The following is a 24,796-nucleotide window of genomic DNA, read 5'->3' as shown; positions in this document are numbered from 1 at the left end:
TGGCGACGGGGGATGCACCAGCGACCGGGCTACAAGAACGGTAACAAGAGATCGCCGGTACGCAAATTCGATCTCTGATATTCGGACACCGATTTGCAGGCGATTAGCGGGAGTTGTGACGCCGGTCACCGGTCCCGCGGGGCCGGTGCGTCAGCTGAGCGTCACCTGGCGGTTCGTGAGCCCGCCGCGTGCACGGCGCTCCTCAGGGGTGAGCGGGGCGTCCGTGGCCAGGGCCGCGGCGAGCCGCTCCGCGAACTCGGCAGCGGGCTTCTCCACGTCGTCGGCGGAGACCCCGGTCGGCAGGTCCCAGACGGGGACGACCAGGCCGTGCGCACGGAAGGAACCCACGAGCTTCGTGCCCTCGCCGAGCGAGGAGGTGCCCGCCGCGTGCAGCCGCGCGAGGGCGTCGAGCAGCTTCTCCTCGGGGTGCGGCATGACCCAGCGCAGGTGGTTCTTGTCCGGCGTCTCGCACCAGTAGGCCGAGTCCACGCCGGCCAGCTTGACGGTCGGGATGGCGGCCGCGTTGGCTCGTTCCAGCGAGGCGGCGATCTCCGGAGAGGCGGCCTGGGCGCTTTCCGACTCCGGAATCCAGAATTCGAAGCCGCTGTGCACAACCGGCTCGAAAACGCCCTCCGGGTCCAGGAGATCCTGAAGTCGGCTGCCCTCGGCCGGAACCCGACGGGCCGGAACCGGCGTACCGGGTTCCGCGACGAGCGCGCGCTCCAGGGTGTCGGCCATGTCGCGGGCCAGGTCCCCGGTGGTCGAGTCGTTCTGCAGGCCGAGCAGGACGGAGCCGTCCTCGCGGCGCAGGGCCGGCCACGCCATGGGCAGTACGGTGACCAGCGTGACGGACGGGACGCCCTCGGGCAGCCCGCCCTTGAGGGTCAGCGGGATGGTGGCGGCGGGCACGAGTTCGCGCAGCGCCACCCAGTCGCACTCGCCCGGCAGTCCCTCGAACGGGCGCTGCACGTGCTCGGTGACGGCGTGCGCGGCGGCGGCGCCGTGGCAGGCCTTGTAGCGGCGACCGGATCCGCACGGACAGGGCTCGCGCGCGCCCACCACCGGGATCTCCCCGTTGTTGAGCTGCGGCTTCGCGGTCTTCGCGGCGGGGCGCTTCTTGGCCATCGTGGGTGTCTCCCGGTTGCGGCGGTACGGCGGTGTCTCTGGTCGCGAGCCTAGCCGTTCGTACCGCCGGAACCGGTGGGGTGCGGCCGGGAGCACGGTCGGCGTGCGCTCCCGGACGGCCGCCCGCGCGGATGACCGGTGCGGAGGGGGACCCGGCGGGATCCGGAGAGCGGGATCCGGGCGGGGAGTCCCTCGGATCGAGGGGGGTCCGTGAGGGGGATCCGCCTCACGGATCCAGATCGTCGAAGGCCGATGTGAAGCCGATGGCCGGGGCAGTGACGCGCGTAGCGAAATCGTCGTGCCGCGCCCCCCGGGCGACGATCACCCACACGGTGACCTCACCCGCCGCTCCGTCCCGGACGCCCCAGTCCTGGGCCAGGGCGCTGATGATGTTCAGCCCGCGGCCGCCCCGTGCGGTGACCGAGGGCGTGGCCGGGACCGGGCGGGTGGGTCCGCCGCCGTCCGTGACCTCGACCGTCAGCCGTCCCGCCTTGTCGACGCACCACGCGGCGCGTATCTGCCCGTCGCCGATGTCCCGCGCGCCCAGCGGCCGGCCGTGGCGGCAGGCATTGCTGAGCAGTTCGGAAAGGATCAGTACGGCATCGTCCACGACCGATTCGGACACGCCGCTGATGCGCAGTTGTTCGCGCATGCGGTGTCTCGCCTCCCCCACGCCCGCAGGACCATGGGACACGTCCATGCACGAAGACGTGGGCACTTCCTGTGCCATCACCAACGCCACCCCCGGAACCTCCTTAGCCCCACGCCATGGTCTGGATGCCCCAATGGCCTGGACCGGAAACCGCCGCGAGCGGGCCCTCTGACGCATTCATGACCAGTGACTGCGGAGCGGATGCGCCGGAGCACACCCTGTCACGTGCGGGTCTCGTGTGACGGGTGGGCAAATGGGGACGTCAGCGTCCTAGTTGTGACAGAACCTGACGTGGCCTGTTCGTGATGATCGCTTCTACACCCAGATCAGCGCATAGCTGAACATCTTCGGGTTCGTTCACGGTCCATACGTGCACGGAATGCCCCGCGGCCTGGAGCTTGCGGATGAAGCCGGGGTGGTTGCGCACGATCCGCATCCCGGGCCCCGCGATCCGCACCCCGGCGGGCAGCCGGCCGTCGCGCATGCGGGGTGAGATGAACTGCATCAGGTACACGGTCGGCACCGTCGGGGCGGCGGCCCGCACCCGGTGCAGGGAGCGGGCCGAGAAGCTCATGACCCGCACCGGGTGCGGGCCCTCGGCGGGCGGGGCGTCGAGGCCGAAGCGCTTGAGGAGGAAGAGTAGGCGTTCCTCCACCTGTCCGGCCCAGCGGGTGGGGTGCTTCGTCTCGATCGCCAGCTGGACCGGCCGGCCCGCGTCCGAGACCAGCTCCAGCAGCCGCTCCAGGGTGAGGACGGAGGTCCGCTCGGGGTCCGCGTCCCAGTCGGGGGACTCCTCGCGGTCCTTCCAGGAGCCGAAGTCGAGGGCGGTGAGGTCGGCCAGCTCCAGCGCCGAGACGGCGCCGCGGCCGTTCGACGTACGGTTCACCCGGCGGTCGTGGACCAGGACCAGATGGCCGTCCGCGGTCAGCCGGATGTCGCATTCGAGGGCGTCGGCGCCGTCCTCGATGGCCTTCCGGTAGGCGGCCAGGGTGTGCTCGGGGGCATCCTCCGAGGCGCCGCGGTGGGCGACGACCTGGATGGGGCGCGGCGTTGCGTGGGTCACCCGGTCATGGTGCCACCGAGGAGCGCCGACGCGTCGGGGCGAGTCCTGGGGATGCGCCTGAAATGCCGGAGATAAAGGATGGGGGAGACGCACAGGTCCGGCTTACAGTGCTCTGACGGGTCATGGGAAAGGCTTCGCCCTGGAACTTGTGCGGCACGTCGAACGTTTAGCCGAACCGATGTCGGGACGATATCGGTCGATTTCCAGCAGCTGTGTAAGCCGTGTGTGACGAGGAGAGAGCGCTGTGAGCACCGAGAACGAGGGCACCGCGGCCCCGACGCCCCCCGCGGCCCCGTCCGCACCCGCAGTGCCGGTGGCCGCTTCCACCCCCGCCCAGGCCCCGGCGCCGGCCGACGCGGCTCCGGGTGCTCCGGCACCGGCCGCCCCGGCTTCCGTACCGGGCGCCGAGCAGACCCAGCAGCTTCCGCCCACGCCGGCAGCTCCGGCAGCTCCGGCCGCCCCGCCGTACGCTCCGGAACCCGCTCCGGCCCAGGGTTACGACCAGGCTCCGGCCCAGGGCTACGCCCAGGCTCCGCCCCACGGTCAGCCGGCCCCCGCGGCCGCGTACGGCGCCGAGGGCTGGCCGCCTCCCCCGCCCGCGGTGCCCGCGTACGGGTCCGGCGGCCACGGTGGCGGCGCCTGGGGCGCCCCCCTCACCACCGACGGCACCCCGCCCCCCAAGCCCAAGGGCAAGGGCGGGCTCATCGCGGGCGTGCTCGTGGCGGCCCTCCTCGCGGGCGGCGTCGGCGGCGGCATCGGCTACTGGGCGGCCAACCGGAGCAACGACGGCTCCGGCTCGACCACCATCAGCGCGGGCAACACCCCGAAGGACCTGAAGCGGGAGGCGGGCTCGATCGCGGGCCTCGCCGCCTCCTCACTGCCCAGCGTCGTCACCATCGAGGCCTCGGCCGGGGACGGCGAGGGCGGCACCGGCACAGGTTTCGTCTACGACGAGCAGGGCCACATCCTCACGAACAACCACGTGGTCGCCTCCGCGGCGAACGGCGGCAAGCTCTCCGCCACCTTCTCCGACGGCAAGAAGTACGAGGCCGAGGTCATGGGCCGGGCCCAGGGCTACGACGTCGCCGTGCTCAAGCTGAAGAACCCGCCCGCCGGTCTCAAGCCGCTGGCGCTCGGCGACTCCGACAAGGTGGCCGTCGGCGACGCGACCATCGCGATCGGCGCGCCCTTCGGCCTGTCCAACACGGTCACCACCGGCATCGTCAGCGCCAAGAACCGCCCGGTGGCCTCCGGCGACGGCTCCGGCAGCAAGAACTCGTACATGAGCGCCCTCCAGACGGACGCCTCGATCAACCCCGGCAACTCCGGCGGTCCGCTGCTCGACAGCCGCGGCGCGGTGATCGGCATCAACTCGGCGATCCAGTCCGCGGGCAACGGCGGCTTCGGCGGCGGTCAGGCCGGGTCCATCGGCCTGGGCTTCGCCATCCCGATCAACCAGGCCAAGATCGTCGCCCAGTCGCTGATCAAGACGGGCAAGCCGGTCTACCCGGTGATCTCGGTCTCCGTGGACCTCCAGGCGAAGGTCGACGGCGCCAAGATCTCCGAGCAGGGCGCGGGGGCCAACGAGCTGGTCGACCCGAACGGCCCGGCCGGCAAGGCGGGCCTGAAGCCCGGTGACGTCATCACCGAGTTCGGCGGCAAGCCGGTCGACAGCGGCCCGACCCTGATCAGCATGATCTGGACGTACAAGCCGGGCGACACGGTCAAGCTGACCTACCAGCGCGACGGCAAGCCGACCTCGGTCGACATCACGCTCGGCTCGCGCGTCGGCGACAAGTAGCACCGCGGCCCCGCCGGTGGACCACGCGTCCAGACGGCGGGGAGGCTGGCTTGATGGGAGGGGCCGTGGGCGGGATTCCGCCTACGGCCCCTCCCAACATCTGCTTATGCTTCGAGGGTGTTCGATTCACGGCACATACGGACATTCCATGAAGTGGTCGCCGCGGGGTCCTACTCGGCGGCCGCCCGGGTCCTGGGGTACACCCAGCCCGCGATCACCCAGCAGATGAAGGCGCTCGAACGCGCCGTCGGCACCCCGCTGTTCACCCGCGTGGGCAGGAAGATGAAACTCACCGAGGCCGGCGAGTCCCTGGCCCGCCACGCGGAGTCCATCCTCGGCAGCCTCTCGGCCGCCGAAGCCCAGCTGAAGGCCTACACGCGCCTGCGCACCGGGCGCGTACGGGTCTGCGGATTCCCCAGCGCCAACGTCACCCTCGTCCCGGAAGCCCTCAGCGGGCTCGCCAAGAACCACCCCGGCGTCCAGGTCGAACTGCTCGAAGGGGAGCCTCCGGAGTCACTGCGCCGGCTCCAGCGCGGGGAGTGCGACATCACCCTGGCCTTCACCTACCCGGGCCTCCACGAGGAGGTTCCCGAGGACGTCGCCGAGGTCAGGCTGCTGGAGGACCAGCTGACGGTCCTGCTGCCGACCGGCCATCCGCTCGCCCGCCGCCGGGCGGTGCACCTGGGCGACCTCGCCGAGGAACGCTGGATCGCCGGCTGCCCCCGCTGCCGGGCGAACCTGCTGCACGAGTGCGCGGAGCTGGGCTTCGTCCCCGACATCCGGTTCGCGACCGACGACAACCTGGTGGTGCAGAGCCTCGTCGGACAGGGTCTGGGGGTGGCCATGATGCCCGCGCTGGTCCTGCCCTCGCTCTCCCTCAACCGGGTCTGCGGCCGCGTGCTGGAGCCGGCCGCCCGCCGCCACATCGCCGCGTACGTGTACCGCGACCACCTGCGGATCCCGGCGACGGCCGTGGTGCTGGACGAGCTGAAGCGGGTGGCCTCGAACCGCGTCGGCTGCTGACCGGCAGGGGCCGCGCGCCGCCCGATCCATAAGCGGGGCTTGGGATTTCAGGGCAGAACTGTCGTTGGACGTGATGGTCGGGCGGGCGGACGCTCGTCCCATGACCACCACCACGCCGGCCCGTACGACAGCGAGGATGGCCGCCCTCGTCAGTGACATACGCAGGGTCGTCGACCGGGGCCTGGCCCCCGACCTGACGGCCTACCTGGTCGGAGAACGCCTCGCCCCGCACCTGGGCACGCCCGATCTGCTCACCCCCGGACAGCGCGAGGGCCACCCCGACCGGTACCGGCAGCACATCCTGCACACCGAGCCGGACGGCAGCTTCTCGGTGGTCGCCCTGGTGTGGCTGCCCGGCCAAGAGACCTCCATCCACGACCACGTCTCCTGGTGCGTCGCCGGGGTCCACGAGGGCTCGGAGAGCGAAATCCGCTACCGGCTCGCCCCCGCCCCCTCCCCGACGGCGCCCGCACGGCTCGTGGCGACCGAGCAGGTGGTCAACGGCCAGGGCGACGTCTGCGGCTTCGCCCCGCCCGGCGACATCCACAAGGTCCGCAACTCCTGTCGTACGACGGCGATATCCCTCCACGTCTACGGTGCCGACGTGGCCCGCCTGGGCAGCAGCGTCCGGCGGGTCTACCCGGAGCCGGTGGACTGATGGCCCTGCTGAACCGCACCGTCCACCGGCCGGCGCGGGTGCGGCTGCTCGATGTTTCACGTGAAACGTCGACGTCCTGGCCGGGGTTGCTCCTGGCCGCCGCGGGCGCCCTGGTGGCCTGGTGCGTGCACCTGCTGGTCCCCACGGTGCCGATGCTGACCGCCGCCGTCGTGCTGGGGATCGCGGTCGCCCACCTCCCGGGCCTGCGCACCGTCGTACGGGGCCCCGCCCGCCCGGGCCTGTCCCTGGCGGGCCGGCGGCTGATGCGGATCGGCATCGTCCTCCTCGGCCTCGGACTGGGCCTGGACCAGGTCGTCCGGCTGGGCTGGGCGACCGTGGTGATGGTGAGCGCCGTGGTCGCGGCCACCTTCTTCGGCACGCTCTGGCTGGGCCGCCGCCTCGGGCTCCCGGGTGACCAGCCCCTGCTGATCGCCACCGGCTACTCGATCTGCGGTGCCTCGGCGATCGGTGCGGTCAGCCAGGTGTCGGGCAGCGACGAGGAGGACGTGGCTTCCTCGGTGGCCCTGGTCACCCTGTGCGGAACGCTCGCCATCGCGGTCCTCCCGCTGTTCCAGGGCCCGTTGGGGCTGTCCGACCCCGCCTTCGGCCGCTGGGTGGGTGCGAGCGTCCACGACGTCGGCCAGGTGGTGGCGACCGCGCAGACCGCGGGCCCCGGCGCGCTCGGCGAGGCGGTCCTGGTCAAGCTGATGCGGGTGGCCCTGCTGGCCCCGCTCGTGGCGGCCGTGGCCTTCTCGCTACGGGCCCGGCGACGCGGGGTGCGCACGTCCTCGGGCCGGCGGCCGGCCCCGGTTCCGCTGTTCGTGGCCGGGTTCCTGGCGGCGGCCGCGCTGCGCGCCACCGGCACGCTGCCCGACGTAGCGCTGGACTGGGCACACACGGCCCAGGAGGGCCTCCTGGCGGCGGCCCTGTTCGGCCTGGGGAGCGCGGTGCACCTGCCGACGCTGGCCCGGACGGGCGGGCGGGCCGCGCTGCTGGGGCTGGGGGCGTGGGTGATGGTGGCGGGGGTCTCGTACGTGGGCGTCGTGCTCACCGTATGACGCTTCGAAGCAGGGGGAGTTGGCCAATTCCTGGCCGGAACCGACCGAACGTTCAGGCTGCCCCCTGACATCTCGCGGCCCTCGTGCGACTCTGCCCCCGCAACCGGAACCACCGAACACCGCACGGCCAGAACTGCCGCACAGCCAGAACCACCGCATTGCCAGAACTGCCGCACAGCCGCACAGCCGATCCGCACCGACAGAGCTCTTCACCCCCACCCTGCCCGGGTCCGACCGGTCCGGGCACGGCAGAAGGAGTCCTGCGTGAATCGTCATCGCACGGCGGCGTCCGTCCTCCTCGCCACGGCCACCCTGCTCGCGGGGGCCCTGACGGCGGCCGGCCCGTCGGCCGCCGCGGAGCAGCCCGCCTCGTTCCGGCAGCAGCACAGCCAGGGTTTCTGGACCGCGGAGCGGATGCGTGAGGCCGTCCCGCTCGACGTGACGGCGGCCCCCGGTGCCGTCCGTACGGCGCCCTCGCCGGCCGGTCGGCCGACCCTCGTGGCCCCCACCCCCGCTTCCGGTCCGGCAGCCGGCCTGGCTTCCTCCCCCACGGCGTTCCCGCAGCCGGGTGGTGCCTGGACGGGCGGCGGGGCGGTCGTGAAGACCTCGGGCCGGGTCTTCTTCACCATGGGCGGCCGGACCGCCTCCTGCTCCGGCGACTCGGTCACGAGCGCCAACGGCAGCACGGTCATCACCGCCGGCCACTGCGTCAAGTACCAGGGCGCCTGGCACACCAACTGGGTCTTCGTCCCGGCCTACGACAACGGCAACGCGCCCTACGGCCAGTGGCCCGCGACGAAGACCTTCGCCACCGACCAGTGGGCGGCGAGCGAGGACATGAACATGGACGTCGGCCTCGCCGTCGTCGCACCCCTGAACGGCCAGAAGCTCAGCCAGGCCGTCGGAGCCCAGGGCATCCTCTTCAACGGGGGCTACAACAAGAAGATGTACTCCTTCGGCTTCCCCGCGGCCGCGCCCTACGACGGGACCAAGCTCGTCTACTGCAGCGGGAACAGCAACAAGGACTTCCTCCTCACCAAGGACCACGGCCTGGGCTGCAACATGACCGGCGGCTCCAGCGGCGGCCCCTGGTTCCAGGACTTCAACGAGGCGACCGGCCTCGGCACCCAGGTCTCGGTGAACAGTTTCGGCTACACCTTCCTCCCGAACCGGATGTACGGCCCGTACTTCGGCAATGAGGCCAAGGCGGCGTACGACAAGGCCCAGACGGCCTGACCCACCCCACTCCCACCCCGCTCGGAACACCCACCCCACCCACCCCCACATCCCGGTACTCTGTACCGGCCAGGTGGGTTGCCCGAGCGGCCTAAGGGAACGGTCTTGAAAACCGTCGTGGCAGCGATGTCACCGTGGGTTCAAATCCCACACCCACCGCAGGTGAACGACCCCTGACCAGGTCCAATGGTCGGGGGTCGTTCCTTTTCGCGTGACTGCTAGTGACCGAGCTTCCCCGTGGGTTCCCGATGGATCGGGCACGGGAGGGGCACCCGGATGGAGCAAGGGGGCACGGTGGACGAAGATCAGATGGCGCGGGCTGTGACGCGGGGCATGCACCAATATGACGCGGATCAAAGGGCGGTGGACCGTCGCCGGGTCCGAAAGATGGCTGTCTACCTGTGGCTTGCCGCGCTTGCCACGGGGCTCGTAATCCTTGGCTCTTTCGGAAAGCTCGGCTTCTAGCTAGCCCTTCGCCCGCGCTCCCGCCGGCCCTCCCCTGTTTGTCCGCCCTGTGGGCGACTCTGCCTACACACTGCACGCGCAGTCACAACCGGTGGCCGCGCGTGCAGGAGGCTACGTCCCAATCGGAGAGAAGATGCGTGGCGTGGATCGCACCTCTGTTCGAATTATTGCCGTGTCGGACAAGGTCAAGGACCTGCGGCCCGAACGTCCGTCATTGGCGCGGTAGTTGTCCGGGGCGGTCCGTGACTCCCTGGGCGACGATGGCCCGCGTGGACACCGTCTCGCCAGCCTTGCCCCAAGCGCTGTCTTTGAGCACGACCGTGCGGGAACCCAGCAGGCGCATGCTCTGCTTGTCGAAGATCCACTCAGTGCGCTCGTCCTTGTGGACCCGTGCGACCGCAACGCCCGTACGACCTGCGGCGTCCGTCGCCTCAGGCGCCAGGACGACACCCGGAATGCGCGCCGCCGCGCGGTAGAGCGCCGCACTCAAACCGGGCGGGGCCTGAACCCGCCCCAGCATGTCCCCGATGGCAACGAACGCCTGCTGATCTGGCCCGGTGGTCGAACCGGAGCCGGCGCCGTGCTGCTTCTCCGTGTCCTCGTAGATCAGCTTCAACAGCCGGTCGGGATCGGTCGGCAGCGATTCGAGGAATCGATAGGTCGGGGCGTTGAAATTCGGCGAAACCTCGGGGGGATACGTCTCGGACCCCGTTGCTGTGCGCTCCGCCCACCCTGCCGAGCCGTCGACCGAATGCCAATATTCGGCAGAGTCATCCGAGGGGATTCGCTCCATCTTCCCCCCTCCGCCCGGGATCTCGGAAAGGGTGACGGACTGTCCCACGGTCTTCGTGTACAGGAACTGCCCGTCGCGTACCACCGGAGCCGGCGCGGATCCGGCCGCCAGGGCGACGCGGTCCAGGAGCTGAACGGCCGCAGGCTCAAGGCGGGCGGCCTTGGCGGGTTCCGCCGGAGTGTTGTTGCTCAGAGTGAAGGTGACGGCCACCGCGCACGCCGCTGCCACCACCCCCAGAGAAACGACGAGGGGGCGCCTGGACCGCCTGCGTGCGGTCTGCTCCGCTTGTGCGATTTCGCGCATCAGATGCGCCTTGATCGGGCGTTGGGCGCGGAAGGGCAAGTCTCCATCGGAGATCCCGCCCAGGCGCCGCAGGAGTTCGTCGTGCTCGGATCGTTCGTTCCGTGCGTCATCAGCGGCGTTCACAGGTGCCCCTCCCGTGCGGTGCGAGACGTGGGCGCACGCCCCGCGGCTTGGTCCGCGGCCAGATTGGCGGTGGTGAGTTTGCGAAGGCGGCTGCGCGCCCGTGACAGCCGGGAACGAACGGTCGATTCACCGACACCGCAGGCCTTTGCCACTTCGCCATGGCTGAGTCCGGACCACACCGACAGGACGAGGACTTCACGGTCAGCACGTCGGAGCTGATCCAACGCGGCCAGCGCGGCCGCCGCCTCCGCCGTGTCCGTGATCCGGGACACCACACGGTCGGCCGGGTCCGGGACGGCATCCGGCAGGGGTAAGCGAGTCAGCGCCTCGCTGTGCCGCCGCGCGGCCCGACGGGTGTTGCGTATGACATTGGTGGCGATCCCGAGTAGCCAGGCGCGGTGACTTGTGACTCCGTCCAGCTTTCCCCGCAATCGCCATGCTTCGAGGAACGTGAGGGAGACGATGTCGTCCGCCCCCGCACGGTCGGAAGTCATACGGACGACATGCGCGTACACCGCGTGGGCGTGTGCGTCATAGAGCTCCGCGAACAGTTGCTGGTCCACACCCAGTAGTGTCCGCTCGCGGAAAGTCGCTGCATGTGACGTCAGTCACACCCTAAGGATGGGTTGGATCCGAGGTCTGTTCCATGCCGATACGTGGTGATCTGGGCGAGTGCCCCGGATGCCGCAACGCCACCTCAGGCTGTCCGGAAACCATGGCTATGACCTGATGATCACTTGAGGGGGTCTTATCTCGCTCATATGGTCATTTCCGACCGCATAGGTGAACAATCACAGCAGGGGACGCAGGTGGAAGACGGGCGAACAGCCGGGGTAGTCCTGGGAATTGCGGGCTTTAACGCGGCCCTGACCATTGCAGCAGCCGTCGTCACGTGGCAGGACGGCCCCACTCCGTGGGCGGCCGCAGCCGCGAGCTCCGTACTCGTCTTCCTCGTGCTTCTTCGCAAGCGCTGATGGTCGCGATCCGTGCGAGCAACTTGGGCATGTCCGTGATCAAGGAGTAGACGTTCCCTTGAAGCTTCCTTACCGCATAGCCGCCGCCGTCCTGGCCGGCCTGGCCCTCGTCGGTATGACCGCCGCGTAGAGCCACGCGTTCGCCCCTTCGGCCTTCACCTCCGCTTCCTTCGCGGGCGACGTCTCGCCCGAAACCGCTGCGCTGGCCAAGAACATTCAGGCACTAGGGGTCAGGTAGCTGGGGGTTCACATCCCGCACTCACCGCCGGGTCGGAGGGTGGGCAGCCGAATCGGGTGCCCGTCCTCCGTGTTTGGCTCTCGCTTTGGTGCGCTGCCATCGGTGCGGGAGTGGCCTTACCCGTTCTGACCTGGGGTTTAGCTGTCGGAAGATGCGGACGGGGAGACTGCGGCGCAGAATCGTGGCGATGGGGGTCCAGCGGCGACGGTGCCGCGTCCACTGCTTCTTGTCGAAAGAAGGAAGGTAACCCCATGGCTCTCGGAACCAGTCGAATAGGACGTAGGTGCACGATCGCGTGCGCATCCTCGCTGCTGATGCTGGCGGGAACCGTCGGCACCGCCGCGGCCGCCACCACGACCACACCCGCGCAAGCGGGCACACGGGCGGTGCTCCCGCAGGTGGCCGACCCCAACAAGGTCCTCCAGCTCGTCAACGAGGCGCGCACGGCGGCCGGTTGCCAGCCGCTCACGGTCGACCCCGCCCTCACGGCGGCGGCCCAGGAGTACGCCAACGACACGACCACCAGCCACACGGGTTCGGACGGCTCGAAGGTTGAGGACCGGCTGAAGAAGGCCGGGGCGACCTTCTCGGCCTCCGCCGAGAACATCGCCTGGGGTTCCGGCGACGAGAAGGTGCACGTGGACGGCTGGCTCAACAGCACGGGTCACGCGGGCAACATCAAGAACTGCAACTTCACCAAGACCGGCGTGGCGGCGTCGGGCGACAGGATCGTCCAGGTGTTCACCAACTGACAGGGACACCTGCACCACGGTGATGGGCGGCCCCCGACCGGATCGAACCGGTCGGGGGCCGCTCGCGTCAGGCGAACCAGACGACCATGCGGACGCCCTCGTCGCCGTGCAGGGCGGCCAGGGTGCGCATGACCGACCAGACGGCGCCCCAGTCGTGATCGGGGACGGCCTGTCTGCGGGTGAGGCGGCCGATGCGGAAGAGGCGGTCGCCGTCGGGCCACTCCGTGCCCTCGGGGTAGGTGCGGCCCGCGCGATAGAGGGCGCGGGGGTCGGTGATGCCGGCGAGCTCGGCGAAGCGGCTGAGGCCTGAGTTCCGTCCGTGCAGCCGCCAGGTCCCGTGCGGGGTCAGGCGGTACTCGTGGACGCAGTCGTCCACCTGGTCGGAGACCTCGTCCCAGTCCGCGGCCTCCAGCTCCGCCCAGGTGATCCAGGAGGCCCCCTTCACGTCCGGGCCCCAGGGCTCCATGTCGGCGAGGGTCTCCGGGGACACGTCGGGCGGCAGGCCGCGCTGGTCGGCGAGGGGGCGGAAGGAGGCGGTGTCGCGCATGCCGAACAGGGATCCGAAGGCCACGTAGGAGCGTCCGTTGTAGAGGTGCGCGAGGTCGATGGCTCCGCTCCAACTGCGGTCGTCCTCGTCCAGCCAGCGGTCCCAGCGGCACTCGATGAAGCCGTTCAGGTCTACGCCCATGCCCGGGATCGTTCCCCGTCGGGGTAACCGCGGCGAGGAGTTTTCCGGCTTGCGGGACGGGCCCCGGCGTGCGGGGCCCCGACGACAGAGCCCGGGCCTAGCGCTCGCGGTCCAGGGCGAGGGCGTCCCAGTCGAGGGTCAGGAGGGAGGGGTCGGCCGCGTCGCCGTCGGGGATCCGGGGTTCGTCCTGGAGCCAGGCGACGGTGAGCGCGGAGTAGTGGAGCGCCGGGTCGAGTCCGGAATCGACGGGCACCGAGGTGAGCAGGGCGACGCAGGTCACCGCGGGCAGGGTCTCCAGCGGGCCGAAGGCCCCACCGGGCAGGTCCGGCAGGTCCCGGCGGGGCGGAACGAGGTGGGCCGGGATGCCGGGGAACGCCTGCGCGGCCCGGTGGAGCAGCCCGCTCAGGTTCAGGTCGTTCAGGCGGGCGAACGGGTAGCCCTCGAGCATGTCGCCGTAGGTCGTGCGGAGGCGGATCTCGGCGACCTCGGCGGTCCGGCCGGAGGCGAGGCGGATATGGGACAGGGGCACGGTCGGGTTCCTCGGCGTGGTGGAAGGGCGGGTCGGCTCGGGGTCGGAGGTGTGTCCCACCCGCGACACCTAGTCGCGGAGCGCGTACATCTCCCCTACTCCGAAGGCGTTTTCCGGCTGGACGGGCATGCTCCACACCCGTTCTGTCGAGCGCCCCGGTGCTGGTCGTTCCATGATCTTGTCAGACCTGGATTTATGCCTTTTGGGCCTTTCGAGTGGTGTTTGTCGGAAGATCGGCGCGCGTCGTGGGGGCGGTCCGGTTGCGGCCACATCATGACGAATGTATTCAGATCCACCCGTCGGAACATCGCGAAATGAGGCGCTCGTCATGAACAACCGCAGCACCGTCACGTCGATCTGGACCACCGTCCTCGCCGCTCTCGTGGCGCTCCTCGGCCTCCTCGGCCTCGCCGCGAAGGCGGCCCCGGCGGCGGCTTCCGCGGTTGCCGTCCCCGCCGCCCCCGCCGTGCGCCGGCCGGCCGTCGTGGCGCGCCGGACGTGGCGGGCGATGATGCGGGGCGGATCGCTCCCGCCCACGATCAAGCAGCGGATCCGGGCCGAGGCCCACGGCAAGACCCCCTCCGTCCGCCGCTCGACCACCGCCGCCTCCCTCGCGGGGGCCACGAGTACCCCGGCCGGATCCGAACGAGCCGCGACCGTGACGACCTCACCGGCCGCTGTGGCGCACCGGAGCGGCGCGGGCCGGGAGCGGCTGGAGCTGGCGGCGTAGGAGAGCTCGCGCAGGACAGCCCGCGATGGTGCGGGCCCGGGAACCGTCCCGGAAGCGGAGTACGGGCGAGAGCGCGACCGCGAGTGCGCGGCAGCAGGACCGCAAGCGGCACAGGACGAGAAGCGGAAGCAGCAGGATCCGCAGGATCCGCAGGATCCGCAGGACCAGAAGCAGCAGAGCCGGCAGTACCGGCAGTACCAGCAGGATCGGCAGTACCGGTGTACCGGAGCAGCACGACCGGACGCAGCGGGGCCAGGCCCCGCAGGGTCGGGCGCAGGGGACCGGAAGACGTGGGGAACCAGAGCCGGCACAGGTTTGTCCGGGGTCGAAGACGTAGAAAGACGCAGGAAGTCGTAGGAAGACGCAGGAAGTAGAAGTCGCAGGAAGGCGAGGCGCTGGAGCCCGGTCGGTCACGGCCGTGGATCGCGTCGCGACGTGCCCCGGGAGTGGGTACGGCGGGATCGCCCCGGCGGGCGCCGGGGGCGTGCAGGGGGCGTGAAGCTTGGTACCGCAGGGCCGCAGGCCCGGGAGACGGTGGGGTTCCCGGATGGCGCGGCCCTTTTTGGCATGTCCGGGATGCGGAGGTTTGGCGTAACGCTTCCTCCCTTGTGCGGCAAGGGTTTCGCCGGGTTCCGGGGCGCTGAGCAGGGGCGGCGGCGGAGCGAAGAGGGTTTATCCGATGTTGGTCATGCTTGCGGGGGAATCGGCGGCTGCGGGGTGGTTCGCCGGGGATTCGGTGGGCAACTCTGGTCTCGCGACGTCGTCACCACACGGAACGACCGAGGCGGCCGGCCAACTGCCTCGTAGTACACCCGACTTCGGTTTTCTGGAGGATTCAGACATGGCAAGCATCCGTACCGCCCGCGTCATCGCCGCTGTCGCCGCTCTCCCCCTCGCCGTCGCCCTTTTCGGCGGGGTCGCCTCGGCCGACAACGGCTCCTTCGCGAACGACGGGTCGAATGCGAGCGTCGCCAGCATCATCGGCAGCGGTGTGGGCGGCAACAACAACGGCAACTCCTCCACCTCGCAGCAGGTGGCCACCGGCTCCGGTGCGTCGAACCAGAACAACACCGCGCAGGTCAACGGTTCGGCCTTCACGGCGATCCATCAGGCCAACTCGAACATCGCGGTGAACTTCTTCCCCTGGTGACCCGGTGCGCGGTGACCGCGTGACCCCCTGACCGAGTGACCCCGTGACCCGGTGCCCCGTGGCCGTGATCGTGGTCGCCGCAGTTCCGCGGGCCGCGCCCGCGCCGCATCAGCGCAGCGCCACCGACCGTTGAGAGCGCCCGTACGACCGGACCGGCTGGGGTCCGGTAGTGCGGGCGCTCCCGCGCGTCCGGGCCCCCGCCGTCCGGTGGGCACGCCCCGTTCTTCCCGGTGAGCTCCCGACGACCTTGACATCCACACCAAATCTGACGGACAGTCAGGTTCACTCGTCGATGTGATGCCGGGAGGCCCGCGCCGTGCACCTCGCCCCGACCGAAGGCCAGTTGCGGCTGCGTGCCGAACTGCGCGCCTACTTCAGGAACCTGCTGCCGGACGGGGTACCCGAAGAGCCGGCCGCCCAGCGCGCGGTCCTGCGCCGCATCGGCGCGGACGGGCTGCTCGGCCTCGGCTGGCCCGAGGAATACGGCGGCCAAGGCCGCGGCGCCGACGAGCAGTTCGTCTTCTTCGACGAGGCCTACCGGGCGGGCGCCCCCGTCTCGATGGTCACCCTCAACACCGTCGGCCCCACCCTCATGAAGTACGGGACCCAGGAGCAGAAGGACTACTTCCTGCCCCGGATCCTCCGGGGCGAACTCGTCTTCGCCATCGGTTACTCGGAGCCCGAGGCGGGCACCGACCTGGCCTCGTTGCGCACCCGCGCCGTCCGCGAGGACGACGCGTGGGTGATCGACGGCCAGAAGGTCTTCACCTCCAACGCCCAGAACGCGGACTGGATCTGGCTCGCCTGCCGCACCGACCCCGAGGCCCCGAAACACAAGGGCATCTCGATCGTCCTGGTGCCGACCGACAGCCCCGGCTTCGGCTGGACCCCGATCGACACCGTCGGCGGACTCACCACCACGGCCACCTACTACGACTCCGTCCGCGTGCCGGCCGGCCACCTCGTGGGCCCCGAGCACGGCGGCTGGGGCCTGATCACCAACCAGCTGAACCACGAGCGCGTCGCCCTCGCCGCCATCGGCATGCAGGCCGAGGACTTCTACGAGGCCGCGCTCCGTCACGCCCGTACCCCCGATCCGGTCAGCGGTGAGCGTCCGGCCGATCTGCCCTGGGTGCGGTCGCGGCTCGCCGAGGCACACGCGCGGCTGGCCGCCGTACGCCTCCTCAACTGGCGCCTCGTCCAGGACGTGGGCGCGGGCACCCTCGCTCCCGGCGACGCGAGCGGGGTGAAGTTCCTCGGCACCGAGTCCACCGTCGAGGTGTACCGGATGTGCCAGGAGGTGGTCGGCGAGGAGGCCCTGATCAGGGGGCCCGGGGCCTACGCGGCGGGTGAGCTGGAGCGGATGAACCGGGCCGCCCAGATCAACACCTTCGGCGGCGGGGTCAGCGAGGTCCAGCGGGAGATCGTCGCCATGATGCGGCTCGGCATGAAGGGGAGGAAGCGATGACCGGGGCACAGGCCGCCGAGGAAGCGGACCCGTTCCACCAGCGGCTGAGGACCTTCGAGGGGCGGCCCGCCGCCACCGGGGGCCGGGCCAAGGACGCGGTCAACGAGCCGATGATCCGCCACTGGTGCGAGGCCGTGGGGGACACGAACCCGGCCTACTCCGGGCCCGGCGCGATCGCCCCGCCCACCATGCTCCAGGCGTGGACCATGGGCGGACTGTCCGGCCACACCGACCGCTCCGCCGCCTACGAGGAACTGTTCGAGCTCCTCGACGGCGCGGGCTGCACCTCCGTGGTCGCCACCGACTGCGAGCAGGAGTACCTGAGGCCCCTGCGCCCGGGGGACGCGGTGACCTTCGACGCGGTGATCGAGTCGGTCTCGGCGCGCAAGACGACCAAGCTGGGCAGCGGGCACTTCGTGACGACCCGGATGGACGTCCACGCGAACGGCGAGCTCGCCGGTACGCACCGCTTCCGCATCCTCAAGTACGCCCCGGCGAGCACCGCAGGGCGCAGCGCCACGAAGCCGGGCGCCACGAAGCCGGTCACCGCACGACCGAGCACCGCGAACCCGGCCAAGGCAAACCCGGCCAAGGCAAACCCAGCCACCGCGAACCCGGCCGCCGCGATCCCGCCCCCCGCCCCCGAACGGCCCGCCGCCCGCCGGCCCCGCCCGGTGATCAACCGCGACAACCGGGGCTTCTGGGACGGGATCGCGGAACACCGGCTCCTCATCCAGCGCTGCACCGCCTGCGCCACCCTCCGTTTCCCCTGGCTCCCCGGCTGCAACGCGTGCGCGAGCCCGGACTGGGACACCGTCGAGGCCTCGGGCGCGGGCACGGTGTTCTCGTACGTCGTCATGCACCACCCGCCCTTCCCGGCCTTCGACCCTCCCTACGCGGTCGCCCTCGTCGAACTCGCCGAGGGAGTGCGGATGGTCAGCAACATCACCGGAGTCCCCTACGACAAGGTGCGCATCGGCATGCCCGTTCAGCTGGAGTTCCTGAGGGCGGACGAGGAACTGGAACTGCCCGTCTTCCGGGGGAGCGAGGGCTGATGGACTTCCACCCCACCGAGGAACAGGCCGCCGCGGCCGGTCTCGCCGCCCGCGTCTTCGGGGACCTCGCCACCCACGAACGCCTCGCCGCCGCGGGGACCGGCAGCGACGCCGAGCTGTGGAAGGCCCTCACCACCGCCGGGCTCACCGCCGCCGTCGAGGACGTGGGCCTGCTCGGCCTCGTCCAGCTGCTGGAGGAGCAGGGCCGCACCACCGCCCAGGTCCCGTACGCGGCGACCTGCGCGTACGGGATCCTGCCCGTCACCCGGCACGGCAGCGACGCGCAGCGCGCCCGGCTGCTGCCCGCGCTGGGGACGGGCGAGGCCGTGGCCTGCGGGGTCTTCCCCGCGCGCGGCCGCGTCACCGCTTCGCCGCAGGGGAGGCTCAGGGGCACCGCGCCCTTCGTGCCCTGGCTGCGGGACTCCACGCACGTCCTGGTCCCCGACGCCGGCCGGAACCTGTGGCTCGTACGGACCGACGCCCCGGGCGTGCGGATCTCCGCGGTGGAGACCACCGCCCCCTGGGCGGCCGGACGCCTCGACCTGACGGGTGCCGAGGGGGAGCGCCTCGGTGAAGGCCCGGAGGCGTACGAGGACACCCTCGCGGTCGCCCGTACCGCCTTCGCCGGTCTCCAGGCGGGCGTCTGCGCCGGCTCGCTGGCTCGGGCCGTGGAGTACACCTCCATCCGTGAGCAGTTCGGCCGGCCGCTGTCCACCAACCAGGCCGTCATGCTGCGCGCCGCCGACGCGTACATGGACACCGAGGCGATCCGGGTCACCGCGTACGAGGCGGCCTGGCGCATCGACGAGGGGCTCCCGGCCCGCGCCCACGCCCTCACGGCGGGCTGGTGGGCCTCGGAGGCGGGCAAGCGGGTCGTCCACGCGGGCCAGCACCTCCACGGCGGCATGGGCGCCGACCTGGACCACCCGGTGCACCGGCACTTCCTGTGGGGCCGCCAGCTGGACGCCTACCTGGGCTGCGGCAGCGAGCTGCTGGCCGAGCTGGGCACGCTCCTGTCCGAAGAAGGCACGGGACCGGACGCGGGGCCCGTGGCCGTCACGGTCCCCGCCCCGACCACCGAAGGGGACGACGCGTGAACGCCGGCGACATGCCGCTGAAGGCCGGCGACACGCTGGCCCCGCTGGAGATACCCGTGACCCGCACCCTGATCGTCGCGGGCGCCATCGCCTCCCGCGACTACCAGGACGTGCACCACGACGCCGAGCTGGCGAGGCAGAAGGGCTCCCCCGACATCTTCATGAACATCCTGACCACCAACGGCCTGGTCGGCCGGTACGTGACCGACCGGCTGGGCCCGCACACCGTCCTGCGCAAGGTGGCCATCCGCCTGGGCGCCCCCAACTACCCGGGGGACACCATGACCCTCACCGGCACCGTGACCGCCCTCGACGGCGACACCGCCGAGATCGGGATCGTCGGCGCCAACGGCCTCGGCCGGCACGTCACCGGCACGGTCACCGTGACCCTGCGTCCGGGGAGCGCCGCATGAGCGTGCGTACCCGCGACGACCTCGGCGGCCGGGCCGCCATCGCCGGGATCGGGGCGACGGAGTTCTCCAAGGACTCCGGCCGCAGCGAGCTCAAGCTCGCCGTCGAGGCGGTGCACGCCGCCCTCGACGACGCCGGGCTGACCCCCGCCGACGTGGACGGCATGGTCACCTTCACGATGGACACCAGCCCCGAGATCACCGTCGCCCAGGCGGCCGGCATCGGGGAGCTCTCCTTCTTCTCCCGGATCCACTACGGCGGCGGCGCGGCCTGCGCCACCGTCCAGCAGGCCGCACTGGCCGTCGCCACCGGCGTCGCGGAGGTGGTGGTCTGCTACCGCGCCTTCAACGAGCGCTCGGGCCGCCGCTTCGGCTCCGGCGTCCAGCAGCGCGAACCCTCGGCCGAGGGCGCGGCCCTCGGCTGGTCCCTGCCCTGGGGCCTGCTCACCCCGGCGTCCTGGGTGGCCATGGCCGCCCAGCGCTACCTGCACGCCTACCACCTCAGCCCCGAGGCCTTCGGCCACGTCGCCGTCACCGACCGGCGGCACGCGGCGAACAACCCCGCCGCCTACTTCCACGGCAAGCCCATCACCCTCGCCGACCACGCCGCCTCGCGGTGGATCGTGGAACCGCTGCGGCTGCTGGACTGCTGCCAGGAGACCGACGGCGGCCAGGCGCTCGTCGTCACCACCACCGAGCGGGCCCGGGACCTGCGGCAGGCGCCGGCCGTGATCACCGCCGCCGCGCAGGGCGCCGGCCGCCGCCAGGAGGGGATGACCTCCTTCTACCGCGACGACCTCACCGGCCTGCCGGAGATGGACGTGGTCGCCCGCCAGCTGTGGCGGACCAGCGGGCTGCGTCCCTCGGACATCGACGTGGGCATCCTCTACGACCACTTCACCCCCTTCGTCCTCATGCAGCTGGAGGAGTTCGGCTTCTGCGGTCCCGGTGAGGCCGCCGACTTCGTGGCCGCCGACGCGCTGCCGCTCAACACCCACGGCGGCCAGCTCGGGGAGGCCTACCTGCACGGCATGAACGGCATCGCCGAAGCCGTCCGCCAGGTGCGCGGCACCTCCGTCAACCAGGCGGCGGGAGCGGAGCACGCCCTGGTCACCGCCGGAACCGGGGTCCCGACCTCCGGGCTGATCCTCGGCGCCGACCGCTGACCCGCCGCCCCGGTGCGCCCCGACCCACGGGACGCACCGGGGTTCAGGCTCCGCAGAACGACTGGGTCCGCACGTACCCACCCAGGTTCTCGTCGTCGGTGCCGAGCAGCGCCCCGTCGGACCCGGGCAGGCATTCCACGGCCTCGACCTTGTACTGGGGGAAGGTCGCGAGCAGCCGCGCGGACGCCGCGAGGGTGACCCGTACGGTGCCCGCCGCCGACACGGTCACCCGGCCCGCGTCGCTCACCGCGGAGTCGAACGGGCCGTCGTCGCCGGCGTCCGCCGCCGAGCTCACGATGATCCGGCCGGAGCCGGTCACCGAGAGGTCGGAGACGTGCCGCGTTCCGTCCTCGGTGGGGTACGGCGCCCGGTACGGGCGGCGCGTCACCGAGCCGAACTGCGGCTGCCCCCACGGGGCGAACGTCAGGGGCGCCGCGTAGACGGTGGCCGGGCGGGCCGCGCCCGCTCCGCGGTCCGCCCACAGCGCGGCGAGCCTCCCGTTCTGCGAGACCAGCGCGAAGCTCTCGAAGTCGTCGCCCTCGCCGATCCCGGGCAGCGGGGCGTAGTAGACGACCGTCGCCGTGTCCCCGCTGACCCGCAGGCGGTAGACGATGCCGGTGCTCGCCAGTGCCACGTACTCGCCCGGCATCCCGGGGACCGCCTCGATGGCCTCCAGGTCGACGGGCTCCGCTCCGACCCAGGCGAGCGGGGAGACGTCTTCCGAGCCCTCCCGGTGGGTGATCCGGGACAGCCGCGGCCGGCCGGAGCGCTTGTTGTCGTGCACGACCAGCGCATGGACCCCGGAGCCGTCCTCGGTACGGCCCTCGTACGCGAGGCCGCTGACTCCGCTGAGGGTGTCGTCGCCGACCTTCTGCCAGGGGCCGTCCGCGGCCCCGGCCGGGGCCGCGCAGAGTACGGCCAGCAGCGTGGCCGCCGCGGAGAGCCAGGTCGTGCGGCGCAACATCGGAAGTTCCACTGGGGTCGCTCGCCTTCTTCGTCCGGCAGGCGCGAGAGCACGCGCCGGCGCCAGGCTATGGATCTTGGTGGGTGCGTTCCCAGCGGCGATTGGGCCGTTCGCCGGAGCGCGCGGGCGCACTCGGCGGGGGACGGTGGCGACCGCCGCCCTCCACCTTCAGGAGGTGGGACACGGCCCGGCCCTACAACCTGAGATGGACCCGCCTTCGGCACCTGCGGGCGATCCGGGGGGCGCCGTCCGCTTCTAGCGTGGAGCCATGACCACGCCTGTGTGCACGCTCGCCTCGAACCCGACGCCGTACCCGTCGTTCTCGGCGTACGTACGGACCCGCGGCACGGTCCTGATGCGCACCGCGCGCTCGCTCACCGCCAACCCGTGCGACGCCGAGGACCTGCTCCAGACGGCACTCGCGAAGACGTACGTGGCCTGGGACCGCATCGAGGACCACCGCGCCCTGGACGGCTACGTCCGGCGGGCCCTGGTCAACACCCGTACCTCCCAGTGGCGCAAACGCAAGGTGGACGAGTTCGTCTGCGACGAGCTCCCGGAGAGCGAGGAGCCGCCGGCCGCCGACCCCGCGGAGGCGCAGGCCCTGCGCGACGCGATGTGGCGCGCGGTGACCCGGCTGCCCGACCGGCAGCGGGCCATGGTGGTCCTGCGCTACTACGAGGACCTGAGCGAGGTGCAGACCGCCGAGGTGCTCGGAGTGTCGGTCGGCACGGTCAAGAGCGCCGTCTCCCGGGCCCTGGTCAAGCTCCGCGAGGACCCGGAACTCACCCCGGTGCGCTGAACGGCGCTGTTTCACGTGAAACAACCGCTGTTTCACGTGAAACAGCCCTTGTTTCACGTGAAACAGGAGGTCGGCCCCACACCGCCACACGCGACTGCGCACAGTGATCGGCAGAGCCGTTTGTACTCCCGGGTAGTGACATACCGCGTGGTACGTGCGCAGAATCTTCCCATTGTCGCGACGGAGCGACAGCGCCCACCGGGAGGACGCCCGTGCTCAGCACCATGCAAGAGGTACCGCTCAACATCAGCCGGATTCTGGAGCATGGCCGGAGGGTCCACGGCAAGTCCACCGTGACCACGTGGACGGGCGAGGCAGAGCCCCACCGCCGGACGTTCGCCGAGATCGGAGACCGCGCCGCACAGCTCGCCAACGCCCTGCGCGACGAACTGGGCGTCGAGCCCGGAAGTGTTCTGGCGACACTGATGTGGAACAACGCGGAGCACGTGGAGGCCTACTTCGCGATCCCGTCCATGGGCGCGGTCCTGCACACGCTGAACCTTCGGCTGCCTCCCGAGCAGCTGGTCTACATCGTCAACCACGCCGCGGACCGGGTCGTCCTGGTCAACGGAACCCTGCTGCCGCTCCTCGCGCCGCTGCTGCCGCACCTGCCGACCGTGGAGCACGTCGTCGTCGCGGGCATCGGCGACCGCTCCGCGCTCGACGGCCTCGGCGTGCGCGTGCACGAGTACGAGGAGCTCATAGAGGGCCGCTCCACCCGCTACGACTGGCCCGAGCTGGACGAGCGCCAGGCCGCGGCCATGTGCTACACCTCCGGCACCACCGGGGAGCCCAAGGGCGTCGTCTACTCCCACCGCTCCATCTACCTGCACTCCATGCAGGTCAACATGGCCGAGTCGATGGGTCTGAACGACAGGGACACCACCCTCGTCGTCGTCCCGCAGTTCCACGTGAACGCGTGGGGCCTCCCGCACGCCACCTTCATGACCGGCATCAACATGCTGATGCCGGACCGGTTCCTCCAGCCCGCCCCCCTCGCCGACATGATCGAGCGCGAGAAGCCCACCCACGCGGCGGCCGTCCCCACCATCTGGCAGGGGCTGCTCGCCGAGGTCACCGCCAACCCGCGCGACCTGACCTCGATGAAGCAGGTCACCATCGGCGGCGCGGCCTGTCCGCCCTCCCTGATGGAGGCCTACGACAAGCTCGGCGTCCGGCTGTGCCACGCCTGGGGCATGACGGAGACCTCCCCGCTCGGCACCATGGCGCACCCGCCCGCCGGGCTGAGCGCCGAGGAGGAGTGGCCCTACCGGGTCACCCAGGGCCGTTTCCCGGCGGGAGTCGAGGCCCGTCTCGTCGGCCCCGGCGGCGACCACCTGCCCTGGGACGGCGAGTCCGCGGGCGAGCTGGAGGTGCGCGGCACCTGGATCGCGGGCGCCTACTACGGGGGCGTTTCCGGCGAACCGGTCCGCCCCGATGACAAGTTCAGCGCCGACGGCTGGCTCAAGACCGGCGACGTCGGCGTGATCAGCCCCGACGGCTTCCTCACCCTGACCGACCGGGCCAAGGACGTCATCAAGTCGGGCGGCGAATGGATCTCCAGCGTCGAGCTGGAGAACGCGATCATGGCCCACCCGGAGGTCGCCGAGGCGGCCGTCGTCGCCGTCCCGGACGACAAGTGGGGCGAGCGCCCGCTGGCCACCGTCGTCCTCAAGGAAGGCGCCACCGTGGACTACGCGGGACTGCGCGCCTTCCTCGCCGGTTCGATCGCCCGGTGGCAGCTGCCGGAGCGCTGGGCCCTCGTCGAGGCGGTGCCCAAGACCAGCGTCGGCAAGTTCGACAAGAAGGTGATCCGCAAGCAGTACGCGGACGGCGCCCTGGACGTCACCACCCTCGCCTGACCGCCGTACCGGAAGGCGGGGCGGGTCAGCCGCGCGTGAGCCACGGCCGCAGCAGCCTGCTGACGGCGGGCATGGCCGCGTAGGTCATCAGGGTGCTGAAGACGACCGCGAACGCGGCCGTCCGCAGCACGAAGTGGAGGTCCACCAGGTACGGCCCGAGCACCGCGTTGCCCGCGAGCGAGATCGGGAAGATGGCCAGCCCCGAGCTGATCGCCATCTTCCACCGCGGCGGCGCGGGCCGGGTCGTACCCGGCTTGGCGAACCAGGTCTCCATGCCGTGCAGTTCGCGCCGGGCTATCTCGGTGTGGTGGTGGCCGAGGCAGTTCGAGAACCACTGCGCCCGCTCGGGCGAGTCCTGCCAGCGCTGGAACGCCTCCTGGTTGCGGAAGCGGTGCACGAGGAACCAGGGGCCGCCCTCCGCCGCGGGCCGGAACAGCCCGTACCCGAGGTGGTCCGGGAAGCCCGCCGCCGTCTCCAGGATCCCGTGCGCCCAGGCCTCGAACGTCTCCTCGTGGCCCGGGTCCACCTGCCGGGCTATCAGGAGGTTCACCTCGCCGTTGTCGGCGGGGACGGTCTGCTCGGACGTGTTGGTGAGGGCCATCGGCCCAGGA

24 protein-coding genes and 1 tRNA gene are annotated in these 24,796 nt (G+C 71.3%); 16 read left to right on the top strand and 9 right to left on the bottom strand.

Annotated elements, in window-relative coordinates:
• Positions 1–150: 150 nt before the first annotated feature.
• The 3 genes from AC07B0_RS14480 to AC07B0_RS14470 all read right to left on the bottom strand — a co-directional run bounded on the left by AC07B0_RS14480 (position 151) and on the right by AC07B0_RS14470 (position 2,840).
• The gene (locus tag AC07B0_RS14480) at positions 151–1,125 is read right to left on the bottom strand and encodes a DUF5926 family protein (protein WP_356876115.1); all 975 of its coding nucleotides are present in this window, start codon (positions 1,123–1,125) and stop codon (positions 151–153) included.
• A 226-nt stretch (positions 1,126–1,351) separates the two neighbouring features.
• The gene (locus AC07B0_RS14475; RefSeq protein ID WP_356876117.1) at positions 1,352–1,954 is read right to left on the bottom strand and encodes an ATP-binding protein; all 603 of its coding nucleotides are present in this window, start codon (positions 1,952–1,954) and stop codon (positions 1,352–1,354) included.
• Between the two features lie 85 nt (positions 1,955–2,039).
• Positions 2,040–2,840 carry a glycerophosphodiester phosphodiesterase gene (locus AC07B0_RS14470; protein WP_356876119.1) on the bottom strand — a complete coding sequence of 267 codons (801 nt, stop codon included), beginning with the start codon at positions 2,838–2,840 and terminating at the stop codon, positions 2,040–2,042.
• 244 nt (positions 2,841–3,084) lie between these two features.
• On the opposite strand from AC07B0_RS14470, the gene AC07B0_RS14465 reads away from it, so the two are divergent.
• The 6 genes from AC07B0_RS14465 (at position 3,085) to AC07B0_RS14440 (ending at position 8,775) form a co-directional block, all read left to right on the top strand.
• Positions 3,085–4,641, top strand: a complete 1,557-nt coding sequence (locus AC07B0_RS14465) for a S1C family serine protease (protein ID WP_469377081.1) — start codon at positions 3,085–3,087, stop codon at positions 4,639–4,641.
• Between the two features lie 117 nt (positions 4,642–4,758).
• Complete coding sequence (locus AC07B0_RS14460; RefSeq protein ID WP_356876123.1) at positions 4,759–5,664, top strand: LysR family transcriptional regulator; 906 nt, start codon at positions 4,759–4,761, stop codon at positions 5,662–5,664.
• A 100-nt stretch (positions 5,665–5,764) separates the two neighbouring features.
• Positions 5,765–6,322, top strand: coding sequence for a cysteine dioxygenase family protein (locus AC07B0_RS14455; protein ID WP_356876125.1), 558 nt, complete (start codon positions 5,765–5,767; stop codon positions 6,320–6,322).
• Positions 6,322–7,380, top strand: a complete 1,059-nt coding sequence (locus tag AC07B0_RS14450; RefSeq protein WP_469377078.1) for a YeiH family protein — start codon at positions 6,322–6,324, stop codon at positions 7,378–7,380. Before AC07B0_RS14455 ends, AC07B0_RS14450 begins: the two co-directional genes overlap by 1 nt.
• 264 nt (positions 7,381–7,644) lie before the next feature.
• Positions 7,645–8,616: a trypsin-like serine peptidase gene (locus tag AC07B0_RS14445; RefSeq protein WP_356876129.1), complete on the top strand. Its 972-nt coding sequence runs from the start codon at positions 7,645–7,647 to the stop codon at positions 8,614–8,616.
• A 72-nt stretch (positions 8,617–8,688) separates the two neighbouring features.
• Positions 8,689–8,775, top strand: a tRNA-Ser gene (locus AC07B0_RS14440).
• A gap of 517 nt (positions 8,776–9,292) precedes the next feature.
• Here AC07B0_RS14440 and AC07B0_RS14435 read toward each other — a convergent pair.
• Both AC07B0_RS14435 and AC07B0_RS14430 read right to left on the bottom strand, forming a co-directional pair.
• Positions 9,293–10,300: a CU044_5270 family protein gene (locus AC07B0_RS14435; RefSeq protein ID WP_469377076.1), complete on the bottom strand. Its 1,008-nt coding sequence runs from the start codon at positions 10,298–10,300 to the stop codon at positions 9,293–9,295.
• Positions 10,297–10,863, bottom strand: coding sequence for an RNA polymerase sigma factor (locus tag AC07B0_RS14430; RefSeq protein ID WP_469377074.1), 567 nt, complete (start codon positions 10,861–10,863; stop codon positions 10,297–10,299). The genes AC07B0_RS14435 and AC07B0_RS14430 overlap by 4 nt, the downstream gene beginning before the upstream one ends.
• Before the next feature lie 963 nt (positions 10,864–11,826).
• Between AC07B0_RS14430 and AC07B0_RS14425 the strand changes: the two genes are divergently transcribed.
• Entirely contained in the window at positions 11,827–12,264 is a 438-nt protein-coding gene (locus AC07B0_RS14425; RefSeq protein ID WP_478898259.1) for a CAP domain-containing protein, read from the top strand.
• A gap of 67 nt (positions 12,265–12,331) precedes the next feature.
• Here the strand turns inward: AC07B0_RS14425 and AC07B0_RS14420 are convergent, their stop codons facing one another.
• Positions 12,332–12,952 (bottom strand): hypothetical protein, encoded by a 621-nt coding sequence (locus AC07B0_RS14420; protein ID WP_478898257.1) that lies wholly within the window; start codon positions 12,950–12,952, stop codon positions 12,332–12,334.
• 97 nt (positions 12,953–13,049) lie between these two features.
• Positions 13,050–13,481, bottom strand: coding sequence for a hypothetical protein (locus AC07B0_RS14415; RefSeq protein ID WP_478898255.1), 432 nt, complete (start codon positions 13,479–13,481; stop codon positions 13,050–13,052).
• Between the two features lie 328 nt (positions 13,482–13,809).
• On the opposite strand from AC07B0_RS14415, the gene AC07B0_RS14410 reads away from it, so the two are divergent.
• From AC07B0_RS14410 to AC07B0_RS14380, 7 genes are all read left to right on the top strand, one after another.
• Positions 13,810–14,211, top strand: a complete 402-nt coding sequence (locus tag AC07B0_RS14410) for a DUF6344 domain-containing protein (RefSeq protein WP_478898253.1) — start codon at positions 13,810–13,812, stop codon at positions 14,209–14,211.
• A gap of 841 nt (positions 14,212–15,052) precedes the next feature.
• Complete coding sequence (locus tag AC07B0_RS14405; protein ID WP_356876143.1) at positions 15,053–15,361, top strand: hypothetical protein; 309 nt, start codon at positions 15,053–15,055, stop codon at positions 15,359–15,361.
• 316 nt (positions 15,362–15,677) lie between these two features.
• Positions 15,678–16,829 (top strand): acyl-CoA dehydrogenase family protein, encoded by a 1,152-nt coding sequence (locus AC07B0_RS14400; RefSeq protein ID WP_356876145.1) that lies wholly within the window; start codon positions 15,678–15,680, stop codon positions 16,827–16,829.
• Positions 16,826–17,884, top strand: coding sequence for a bifunctional MaoC family dehydratase N-terminal/OB-fold nucleic acid binding domain-containing protein (locus AC07B0_RS14395; RefSeq protein WP_478898252.1), 1,059 nt, complete (start codon positions 16,826–16,828; stop codon positions 17,882–17,884). Before AC07B0_RS14400 ends, AC07B0_RS14395 begins: the two co-directional genes overlap by 4 nt.
• Positions 17,884–18,981 carry an acyl-CoA dehydrogenase family protein gene (locus tag AC07B0_RS14390; RefSeq protein ID WP_478898250.1) on the top strand — a complete coding sequence of 366 codons (1,098 nt, stop codon included), beginning with the start codon at positions 17,884–17,886 and terminating at the stop codon, positions 18,979–18,981. Before AC07B0_RS14395 ends, AC07B0_RS14390 begins: the two co-directional genes overlap by 1 nt.
• A 17-nt stretch (positions 18,982–18,998) precedes the next feature.
• On the top strand, positions 18,999–19,394 hold the full coding sequence (locus tag AC07B0_RS14385; protein ID WP_356876251.1) for a MaoC family dehydratase: 396 nt from the start codon (positions 18,999–19,001) through the stop codon (positions 19,392–19,394).
• Positions 19,391–20,557, top strand: coding sequence for a lipid-transfer protein (locus tag AC07B0_RS14380; protein WP_478898248.1), 1,167 nt, complete (start codon positions 19,391–19,393; stop codon positions 20,555–20,557). The genes AC07B0_RS14385 and AC07B0_RS14380 overlap by 4 nt, the downstream gene beginning before the upstream one ends.
• 43 nt (positions 20,558–20,600) lie before the next feature.
• Here AC07B0_RS14380 and AC07B0_RS14375 read toward each other — a convergent pair whose 3' ends face one another.
• Entirely contained in the window at positions 20,601–21,521 is a 921-nt protein-coding gene (locus tag AC07B0_RS14375) for a hypothetical protein (protein WP_469377053.1), read from the bottom strand.
• 268 nt (positions 21,522–21,789) lie between these two features.
• Between AC07B0_RS14375 and AC07B0_RS14370 the strand changes: the two genes are divergently transcribed.
• Both AC07B0_RS14370 and AC07B0_RS14365 read left to right on the top strand, forming a co-directional pair.
• Positions 21,790–22,323, top strand: a complete 534-nt coding sequence (locus AC07B0_RS14370; RefSeq protein WP_356876153.1) for a SigE family RNA polymerase sigma factor — start codon at positions 21,790–21,792, stop codon at positions 22,321–22,323.
• A 212-nt stretch (positions 22,324–22,535) separates the two neighbouring features.
• Positions 22,536–24,185, top strand: a complete 1,650-nt coding sequence (locus AC07B0_RS14365) for a long-chain fatty acid--CoA ligase (RefSeq protein WP_478898246.1) — start codon at positions 22,536–22,538, stop codon at positions 24,183–24,185.
• Positions 24,186–24,210: 25 nt separating this feature from the next.
• Here the strand turns inward: AC07B0_RS14365 and AC07B0_RS14360 are convergent, their stop codons facing one another.
• A complete protein-coding gene (locus tag AC07B0_RS14360) occupies positions 24,211–24,786 on the bottom strand; it encodes an antibiotic biosynthesis monooxygenase (RefSeq protein ID WP_467295885.1) in 576 nt (191 codons plus the stop codon).
• Between the last annotated feature and the right edge of the window lie 10 nt (positions 24,787–24,796).

This window comes from Streptomyces sp. NPDC044704, assembly GCF_056433525.1.
This window is presented reverse-complemented; position numbering and strand designations above follow the sequence as displayed.